This is a genomic window from Oligoflexus sp. (assembly GCF_035638955.1).
Classification (GTDB): Bacteria; Bdellovibrionota_B; Oligoflexia; order Oligoflexales; family Oligoflexaceae; genus Oligoflexus.
Window position 1 is genome coordinate 1 of record NZ_DASQYZ010000425.1, and the last position, 8,673, is coordinate 8,673.

Sequence of the window (8,673 nt, forward strand, 5' to 3'; positions counted from 1 at the left end):
CAGCGGATGGAGGTCAGGATAATCGACTTTTGGAAATGCCGTCCTTTGAAGCTCAGCGCCATAACCACTCCCTGGATACGGTGAACCAGGAACTATGACGAGTCCCTGGTCGAAACACCAGAGGCTTTTTGCAACAGATCCTACCAATCCTTATTCAGGGCTGAGCTATCGCGATGATCCGGCGATCTTTGCCATCGAACTATCCAACGAGCCCCATACTTCGGACTATTATGAATGTCTGAAAACTGATGTCGGCAACAAAACCTATAACAGCTGCGCCAGCGAAAATCCGAGTCAGTACAAGGCCGGCGAGCTGGTTTATAGCTGGCTCAACGATATGTCCGCCTTTGTTCGCAGTGTGGACTCCAGGCATATGATCACGACCGGCGAGGAAGGCTACCGCACGTCGCATCAGGATCCGAATTGTTCGAATAAGCACAGCTGGATCAATAATGGAATGAAAGGTGTGGATTTCGCTCGCAACGTGGCCCTGCCCCACATCTCGTTTATGACCACGCATCTTTATCCCGACAACTGGAACGTTCCCACGTCTGATCTGGATTGGTTTGACCAGTGCATTATCCAGGACCGCGCGGCCCTTGCAGCCCAACACGGCAAGCCGGTTATTATGGAAGAGACGGGCTTTAGCGAGCAGGGCTATGATGGCAAGCCGGATGATTATCGCCGCGATCGCGCCTATTATCTGTCGCGCATGTATCGTTATGCAAACAAAGCCGGATTCCAGGGCACCATGGTGTGGCAGGCCGCGCCATTGACTCTGTTTGATCAGGTTGCGGAAGATGATGCCTTCACTTTCCCTATCAAAGTGAAAGCCAATAACCAGTGGATTTATAGTCCAGAAGGTTTGGCCATGAAGCAGCAGATCAGCTGCCAGCAGAACCTGGCTCGTGGCATGCGTGATACGAGCTGCATCAGCATCTGTCCACGCGGGACGAGTGTGGATGCGGGTGGTTTAGGGTACGATCCCCAGGGTTATCGCTGTGCAGCAGTTCCAGGAATCGGGCGGGTGTAGCTGCCGCGCTTAAGCTCACTTTCACTGCGGCCTATTTCAGCGGCCGCGCTTAAGCACTCTTTCACCGCGGGCCCATGAGCCCGCGGTATCCCTGCTGCCACTCCAATTCTTCCCGCATCCCCCGTATCGTGAGATAACAAACCACAGCATTCAAGGAATGCCAGAGAAAGTGCGTGCCGTGCGGCCACACCGAGCATATTTCTGCGTCCAGTGTGCGGAAGACCAGCGAGGCGATAAACACCCAGCCGGCCTTGGTCAGCGTGCGGGCTCGTGAGAGCTGGACGGTTTGCTGCAGGCCCAGCACGAGCAGGAAGATGGCGACTCCGAAATATCCCTGGGATCCGTTGACCGGCACGCGAAGGAAAACACCTTGCAGGACGCCGGTCAGCAAGACGAACATGCCCATGAATTCCACTGCAGGCCGCCGGGAAAGATGAAGGATGCCGCGAGCCCAGCACCAAAGGAACCAAATGACGAAGACGCCGATGAAGCCCACATCGCAGACTTTGGCCCAGCCCGTGGCAAAACTATGGAAAAGCCCGGACCCCAGACCCACGAGAAATAACAGGACCACCAGAGTCCATAAAGGAACGGAGCGGGACACGGAACTACGAAGGATCTCGCGGACAGCGAGTAAGGCGGCCACCCAGAAAAGCAGGTTACTGTAGAAATTTAAGGGCTCGGCGAGCAGCTCAAAGTCGGTGCGCTCGCAGTATTCGTCCACCTGGCTGAAAAAATCCATCATAGCCACCTCCCTGGACCGTCAGTTTACAATAAGGTGGGGTTGTGGGCCAGTAGGAGCTGTGGGTCGGGGCGTAGCGCGACGAAGCCGATGGTCGAGGTGGAGTGCGACACAGCAGGAGCTATGGGTCGCGGCGTAACGAGGCCGTAGCGCGGCGCAGCCGAAGCCGTTGGCCGAGGTATAACGCGCGGCCTGGATGCCATCCGCGCAAGTGGATCGGATTATTCAGGAAGATGCTGGGCGAGGACAACGAGGTCCTGGCTTTCATCAAAGATCACATGGGTGGTGCAGTAGAGAACGCAGTCATTGACACGCAAAAGCCACGAGTCGATTGCGCCACCGTACAGCTGATAGGTAGGACACTGGGTTTTGCTGAAAGCTTTGGTAAGCGAAGCCTGGCTGATGCCCGATATCAGGCCTGCGGTTTGGCAATAACGCTGCAGGTTGGCCAGGATAAGGTCGGTGGTTTCCTGCATGCGAACGATGATCTGTTCATCCGGAGCATTTTCGGGAACCTTGCCCTGCATGGTCTGCAGCAGGCGCCCATCTTCGCTATCAAACTGGATACGCGCCCCGATCTTGAATCCCGCTCCTAATAAACATGACTGCGAGGTCCATGTTGCATAGATATGCGGGTCCTCGACGAAGAGCGACTCTTCCAATATTTCCGCGTCGCAAGAATCCGTTAGAATCTTACGAAAAGTATTTCGAAGAAAGCGCTGCGTTTTCTGCAGACTATCCCGTTTCTCGGGACTGAGTTTCTTGATATTGACGGTTCGAACCTGAGCCGGACGCATGGGATCCTCCTGCAACATAAACTCAGGATCGGGTTTTTTGCACAAGGACTTTTGCATTATCTAAAACCACAGGAAATCCTTTGGTTATGCACTCCAGTTTCTCTTTTTCCCTAACAAATCCAGGTGGCCTATAGTCCGTTTAGCCAGTTCAATCCTTTCCGTAACGTAGTCCAATCTTAAGGCCCTGGCTGTCGATAAACGAAGCATAAGGCGCCGCAGAATCCTTCAAAATTCCAGAAATTCACGGCAATTTTCCAGACAAAAGCTGGCAAGCATTATGCAGAACCGGACTCGCAAGACTGGGACGGTCCACCAAGGAGCCCACCATGAAAGCAACGCTTACCCAATGGCAGAGACATCGCATCGCGCAAACGCTCTGGCAACAAAATTCGGGTCGCATCGGTTTTCGATGGTTTCATGAACAGGGCCTGCCGGCGCCGTATGTTTTAGGCGAGGTTCGGATCGAAGTCACGTCCCAGATTTCCGCTGATATTTTAGACCTCCGTCTCCACGCGGCCCAATTCGACGGCCGACTGCTGCAAACGCAGGATGCCGAATCCTGTCGCGATGTTTTTGATACGGATGCCCTGCATGTGAAACTCATCCTGCGGGATCAACTGGTGGCCGCTGGACGTCTCATTTTTCTCCTCCAAAAACGCGAGCGCTCCGAAATTTGCCATGTCCTCGTGTCACTCCCTGATGCGCTGGTCGCCGTCCACGGAACGGTGGAAATTTCCCGCGTTTGCACCCACCCCGATTTTCGCCGAGGCCATCTCCTGACGCTCCTGCTGGCGGAATGCGCGTGGGAAGCCTGGCAGCGCGGGGGTCGTCATCTGCTCGGTTACTGCGTCAAACCCCTGATCCCGGTTTACGTGCGCTTTGCAGGAGAACACTTACCCTTTGTCGGCCACCATCCCCTCTATGAAGGTCGTGAATCGTCGGTCGTGCGCATCGATCTGGAGAAAGTCATCCGGGGAGAAAACGTACCATTTCTTGCGTGGGCTCGATTTGTCGCGCCGCATTTGCACGAAACCCTGCAACCCGCCGACAGGGACTGGGTATTGCGTATGAAGACGCAGGGTGTCCGACTCATGCGGCCCTGTTTGGATCAGGTTTTAAAGTATACCCTCCCGCAGAGCGCATGAACTCTAACCCAACGTTATTTAACCCAATTTCGCATACTTATTACGGAATTTCCTGGCCCAAAAACCGAGGCGTTGTAAAGAAATGGTTCCGACTCGTCCGCAAAGTGTCATACCATAAGGTGTCGGTCAATGTTCATTCGCCTCGGAGGCCTTGATGGATTTCGAACCTCATAATTTTCCTGCTTTGGTTACATCAGTCATCCGTTCCGACCCCCGATTGGCTGAGCCATTGAAAGAAATCTTTGCCGCATACGCACGGGATGAAGATTTGGAGGAAATCTGGTCGCGCATCGATAGCAAATTTCATCAGTCGCTGCGCCTGATCCTCGATGACCTCAATGAGATTGATGATCCCGTCAGCCTTGATCAAGAGGTTCAAGTCCTATTGCACGCGATTGATCAGGCGCTTGTTTCTGTGGAAGAAGACGCCGGGACGGTGGAACCTGAACGCACTGCCAAAGTCAAAAAGAAGGCGCGTAAGCCTGCTGCCAAGCCTGCTGCGCAGAAGAAGAAAAAAGTGGCCAGGACACCAGCCGGCAAGAAAAAATCTGCGAAAAAAGCCGTAAAAAAAGCCACAGCACCCAAAAAGAAAAAATTGGCCAAAAAATCCGCGGGCAAGAAAAAAGTCGCGGCGCCCAAAAAGAAAAAAGCCGGGAAAGCTGCGGCCCGGAAGCCTGCCAAGAAAAGTTCGGCGACAAAGAAAGCCAAGCCAGCCAAGAAGAAGAAGAAAAAATAATCCGACCCCTGCCCTTGTTTTCCTAACAGGGGCTTTTTTTCTTTTTTCCTTCCCACATCCCAGCCATTCAGCGGATACTGGCCTGCCATCAGCTGCTGAAGGCTGTTGACCGATGGAAGGACTCGCCTTGCAAGAGAAAGCGTCGCCCGTTCCCGGACTTTCCCGCATTCTAAAATTGGCCTGGCCGGAACGCCGTCGCCTTGGTGTCGGGTTTCTCTTTTTGATTTTGGGCAGCGGGATGCTGCTCATTTACCCGCAGGCGGTCAAGATCATCATCGATGAAGCCCTGGGCTCGGGCCGTCGCGAGTCAGTGGACCAGGCGGCTCTCGTCATGCTGGTCGTCTTTTTCATTCAGGCTCTGGCCGGTGGGGCACGCTATTACCTCTTTACCACCGCAGGCGAAAAGGTCGTCGCCCGCCTGCGCGAACACCTTTATCAAGCCATCATGGAACAGGACATTGCCTTCTTTGACAGCCGCCGAACCGGTGAGCTGATGAGTCGCCTCGCCTCCGATGCCACCCTTCTGCAGAATGCCGTCAGCGTGAATATTTCCATGTCGATGCGTAATTTCGGGGCCGCTATTGGGGGCCTGGTTCTTTTGATTTATACCTCGCCGGTGCTGGCTTTTGGCCTGCTCGGCTGCGTGCCGCCCATTGCGATTGGGACGGCGCTGTTCGGCCGACGGATTCGCAAAATATCCCGTGATGTGCAGGATGCCCTGGCGGAAACCGGCATCGTCGCCGAGGAAACCATTTCCGGCATTCGGACGGTTCGGGCCTTTGCCAAGGAATCGACCGAGGTTCAAAGGTATGCGAAGGCCGTCCAAACTTCCTACGGCTTGGCCCGCAAACGCATTCGGAGTATTGCCATCATCACTGCACTGGCCGGCGTTCTGGGTTATGCAGCCATTGCGGGTGTGCTGTGGTATGGCGGACGTCTGGTCATCGATGGCCGAATGACAGTGGGTGATCTGACAAGTTTTATCCTTTATGCGATGACCGTCGCGGTTTCGGTCGGAGCCTTGGGCTCGCTGTGGACGGACTTTATGTCGGCAACAGGCGCCGCGCGGCGGGTTTTTGAAATTTTGGATCGCAAGCCCGAAATCCCCCTGCGTGGGGGCGAGACCCTGACGCAGGTCGAGGGACGTGTGGAATTTCAAGCCGTAGACTTCAGCTATCCCTCGCGTTCGGACGTGATCGTTCTCGATAACCTTGATCTTTCCATTCGACCGGGTGAAGTCGTGGCCCTGGTGGGACCCTCCGGGAGCGGGAAATCCACCATAGCGAGTTTAATCTGTCGTTTTTATGATCCCACCTCAGGTCACGTTCGTCTGGACGGGCATGATATTCGCATGCTCGACGGGGAGTGGCTACGCCAGCAAATTGGTGTGGTGTCCCAGGATCCCGTGCTTTTGAGTGCCTCGATTGCAGCCAATATTCGCTATGGTAAAGCCGATGCCACCGCCGCCGAAGTGGAGGCTGCAGCACGGGCGGCTCATGCGCATGAATTTGTCAGCACCTTTCCCGATGGCTATGACACGATCGTCGGCGAACGCGGCATTCAATTATCAGGCGGGCAAAGGCAACGCGTGGCCATTGCCCGGGCCATGCTGAAAGATCCTCGAGTCTTGATTCTGGACGAAGCCACCAGTGCGCTGGATGCCGAAAGCGAGCATTTCGTGCAGGAAGCCCTGGACCTTCTGATGCAATCACGGACCACAGTGGTGATCGCGCATCGACTTTCCACGGTTCGCAACGCGGATCGCGTGCTGGTGATTCAAGGCGGACGTATCGTGCAGAGCGGACGGCATGATGAGCTGATGAATGAGCGCGAGGGTATGTATTATAAACTGGTGAATCGACAATTCGTCGTGACGTGAAACCATACAGGAGACTTCCCATGACCCGTTCCGTTTTATCGGCTGAACGCCGTACCCCCCTTGTGGACCAGGCTATTGCCAGCTTTCATGAGGATGTGGTGAGAACCGTGCAGCAGGCAGTGGAAAAAAATCCAGTCGTTGTGGTGGGCATGGCTCTGAACCCGCACGTGATCAAAGTCCGCAAGGCTCTCACGGACGCCGGTGTTCCCTTCACCTACCTCGAATTTGGCGGCTATTGGAGTCAGTGGAAGCAGCGCCTCGCCATTAAACTCTGGAGCGGTTGGCCGACATTTCCCCAGGTTTTTGTCAAAGGTGCTTTGATAGGCGGCGGCTCGGATACCATCCGCGCTTTGAAAGATGGAAGCTTGAAAAAACTTTTGCAGGGTCCATGAACCATGCCAAGCGCACGATATGCGTCCTATGCGGACTTTGTGGAATGGCTGGAATCGGTGGCCGATCACGTCCGCATCGAAGAGGATCGTTTGATCAGTGCGGACCGCATGTGCCGCCTGCCGATCATTTTGCGTCGGGCGGGGTGGACCAATCTGGATGAACTTCAGGATGCGATCGATGATCCGCCTTATTTTGGATTGATGCTGATTCAAGCCGGTCGGGCTTCCGTGGCCGTGGCGCAGGCTGATGACATGATCGAGTCCAAACAGATTCAAAAATATATGGTCCGTAAGACCCAGGGTCGTGCGCAGCTGACTTACCTTCAGGAAAAGGGCAAATCGCGGCTGGGTTCGCGGATTCGACTGCGGCAGTCACAACTCTTCTTTGAGGAAATCAACGAGCGCATGCAGGGTTGGAGTGCGGCCTACCCCCTCACGCAAATCTTTTTGAGCTGCACACCCAAACTCAAGGGTGCTTATTATTTGGCTCTGCGTGCACCGGCCTTTGCCAAAGACGATCCGCGCTGGCGGCGGGTGCCTTTTATGGTGCGGCCACCGGGGCAGGAGGAAATGCTGCGAATTCACCGCCTGCTGTGCCGGGCGGAATGGCTTTAGGCAGCTTGACGGGGCTGTCCCAGGATGACCCGCATAGCAAGCTTTTCCAGGGTCAGGAGCTGCTGGATAGCGCGTGTAGAGTTCAAAGAAATCATTGACCTAACGTTTAATCTAAAAATGTCGTGTTATCCGCGCCGCAAATTGCGGCTCCTGACCGTCTAAGAGAGACATAAGATCAAGGGGTGTCCTCGCTCCCTGATTTAAACCCGGATTCTTTCCAAGGGGCGTCTCATGCATTTCCGTAAACTTCAAAGATGGGTCGCCTCGTCCCTCTTCAGTCTGTCTATCGCCGCAGCCTGCGGACGATCGGTTCCTCCCTCACATCATACGATGAAAGCCGTCGCCAACGATGCCAGTTTACGACTGGTTCGCGTGGATGACACATCCGTCACACCTCCTGTGAAGCGCTTGATGGTGGTCAGCGGTGGGCGAGGTTATTATATTGAAACCAATGGTGACTCCAATTGTCCTGTTCTCAAGGCCTTTGGTTTCCATAACCCTGACATCAACAGCCTGCCGACCTGGTCAATGACCAGTCTGGAATTCGGCGCGGCGAAACCAGCACTGCAACCAACCCTACAGTGCTTGACCGATCCCACGCAGCAGGCGGCGCAAATTCGGGGCTTGCGGGTCCTGGCTGAAGTCGGCCGTGCCTCGCGGTATTTTTTCCTCTTCCCAGCTCCAACACAAAAGAACAAATTTTATGAGCTGGGCTGCCGTGAATTGGTTACCGCCTTCTCCTGGCAGGAGCCCTCGGCGCTGGCGATTACCACGACTACGCTGGCAGATGCCGACCTCGTCGCCGACATGAACTGCCGCGCCGGAACCCCGTTCCCCCAGACCACGATCGCGCCTCCCGCTGGTACGTTCCAGGATTGGTGCACGCGCACCAATCTCAGCGAAGGTGATCGCTACACCATGGATACTCTTCTGCAAAAATCCGGCAAGAGCACCTGCGTTGAAGCCGAAGCCGAACTCCGCAAACCTGCGTTTCTCAACCTCGACCTGTCGGGTCAAAGCCTGGATAGCATCGGCCCCATCGAGTCTTTGCAATGGATTCGCAGTCTCGATCTCAGCAACAATAATCTCACGGACATCACCGGTCTGGGCAAACTCACCCGTTTGACTGGCTTAAAGGTAAAGAACAACGGCGTCAGCAACATTCAGGCCCTATCGGCTTTGTCCAACCTCAAGACTCTGGAGTTGGATGACAATGACATCACGAGCGTAGGCCCTCTGCGCAATCTGCGTTTCCTGGATACCATCAGCATCACATTCAATCCACGCCTTCGCCCTTTCGAAGCATCCCATACGTTCTTTGAAACCTGTATTCT

The 8,673-nt window shown here is 54.8% G+C and carries 9 protein-coding genes; 7 read left to right on the top strand and 2 right to left on the bottom strand.

The features are described from left to right. Positions 1 to 94: 94 nt before the first annotated feature. Positions 95 to 1,033, top strand: coding sequence for a hypothetical protein (locus tag VE954_RS35640; RefSeq protein WP_324962095.1), 939 nt, complete (start codon positions 95 to 97; stop codon positions 1,031 to 1,033). A 61-nt stretch (positions 1,034 to 1,094) separates the two neighbouring features. On the opposite strand, the gene VE954_RS35645 is transcribed toward VE954_RS35640, so the two are convergent. Both VE954_RS35645 and VE954_RS35650 read right to left on the bottom strand, forming a co-directional pair. Then, the gene (locus tag VE954_RS35645) at positions 1,095 to 1,778 is read right to left on the bottom strand and encodes a hypothetical protein (protein ID WP_324962097.1); all 684 of its coding nucleotides are present in this window, start codon (positions 1,776 to 1,778) and stop codon (positions 1,095 to 1,097) included. A gap of 218 nt (positions 1,779 to 1,996) precedes the next feature. Further along, positions 1,997 to 2,572 (bottom strand): hypothetical protein, encoded by a 576-nt coding sequence (locus tag VE954_RS35650; protein WP_324962099.1) that lies wholly within the window; start codon positions 2,570 to 2,572, stop codon positions 1,997 to 1,999. Positions 2,573 to 2,898: 326 nt separating this feature from the next. On the opposite strand from VE954_RS35650, the gene VE954_RS35655 reads away from it, so the two are divergent. The 6 genes from VE954_RS35655 to VE954_RS35680 all read left to right on the top strand — a co-directional run. Next, positions 2,899 to 3,717, top strand: coding sequence for a GNAT family N-acyltransferase (locus VE954_RS35655; RefSeq protein WP_324962101.1), 819 nt, complete (start codon positions 2,899 to 2,901; stop codon positions 3,715 to 3,717). 154 nt (positions 3,718 to 3,871) lie between these two features. Beyond that, complete coding sequence (locus tag VE954_RS35660) at positions 3,872 to 4,453, top strand: hypothetical protein (protein ID WP_324962102.1); 582 nt, start codon at positions 3,872 to 3,874, stop codon at positions 4,451 to 4,453. Between the two features lie 112 nt (positions 4,454 to 4,565). Further along, entirely contained in the window at positions 4,566 to 6,332 is a 1,767-nt protein-coding gene (locus VE954_RS35665; protein WP_414699062.1) for an ABC transporter ATP-binding protein, read from the top strand. Between the two features lie 20 nt (positions 6,333 to 6,352). Then, positions 6,353 to 6,724 carry a glutaredoxin domain-containing protein gene (locus VE954_RS35670; protein ID WP_324962106.1) on the top strand — a complete coding sequence of 124 codons (372 nt, stop codon included), beginning with the start codon at positions 6,353 to 6,355 and terminating at the stop codon, positions 6,722 to 6,724. A 3-nt stretch (positions 6,725 to 6,727) separates the two neighbouring features. After that, a complete protein-coding gene (locus tag VE954_RS35675; RefSeq protein WP_324962108.1) occupies positions 6,728 to 7,339 on the top strand; it encodes a hypothetical protein in 612 nt (203 codons plus the stop codon). Positions 7,340 to 7,570: 231 nt separating this feature from the next. Beyond that, on the top strand, positions 7,571 to 8,673 hold a 1,103-nt coding region (locus tag VE954_RS35680; protein ID WP_324962110.1), incomplete at its 3' end, for a leucine-rich repeat domain-containing protein.

Coding starts and splice junctions, on each gene's coding strand:
- VE954_RS35665 (WP_414699062.1), top strand. CDS start 4,566: ATGGAAGGACTCGCCTTGCAAGAGAAAGCGTCGCCCGTTCCCGGACTT.
- VE954_RS35675 (WP_324962108.1), top strand. CDS start 6,728: ATGCCAAGCGCACGATATGCGTCCTATGCGGACTTTGTGGAATGGCTG.
- VE954_RS35670 (WP_324962106.1), top strand. CDS start 6,353: ATGACCCGTTCCGTTTTATCGGCTGAACGCCGTACCCCCCTTGTGGAC.
- VE954_RS35660 (WP_324962102.1), top strand. CDS start 3,872: ATGGATTTCGAACCTCATAATTTTCCTGCTTTGGTTACATCAGTCATC.
- VE954_RS35650 (WP_324962099.1), bottom strand. CDS start 2,572: ATGCGTCCGGCTCAGGTTCGAACCGTCAATATCAAGAAACTCAGTCCC.
- VE954_RS35655 (WP_324962101.1), top strand. CDS start 2,899: ATGAAAGCAACGCTTACCCAATGGCAGAGACATCGCATCGCGCAAACG.
- VE954_RS35645 (WP_324962097.1), bottom strand. CDS start 1,778: ATGATGGATTTTTTCAGCCAGGTGGACGAATACTGCGAGCGCACCGAC.
- VE954_RS35640 (WP_324962095.1), top strand. CDS start 95: ATGACGAGTCCCTGGTCGAAACACCAGAGGCTTTTTGCAACAGATCCT.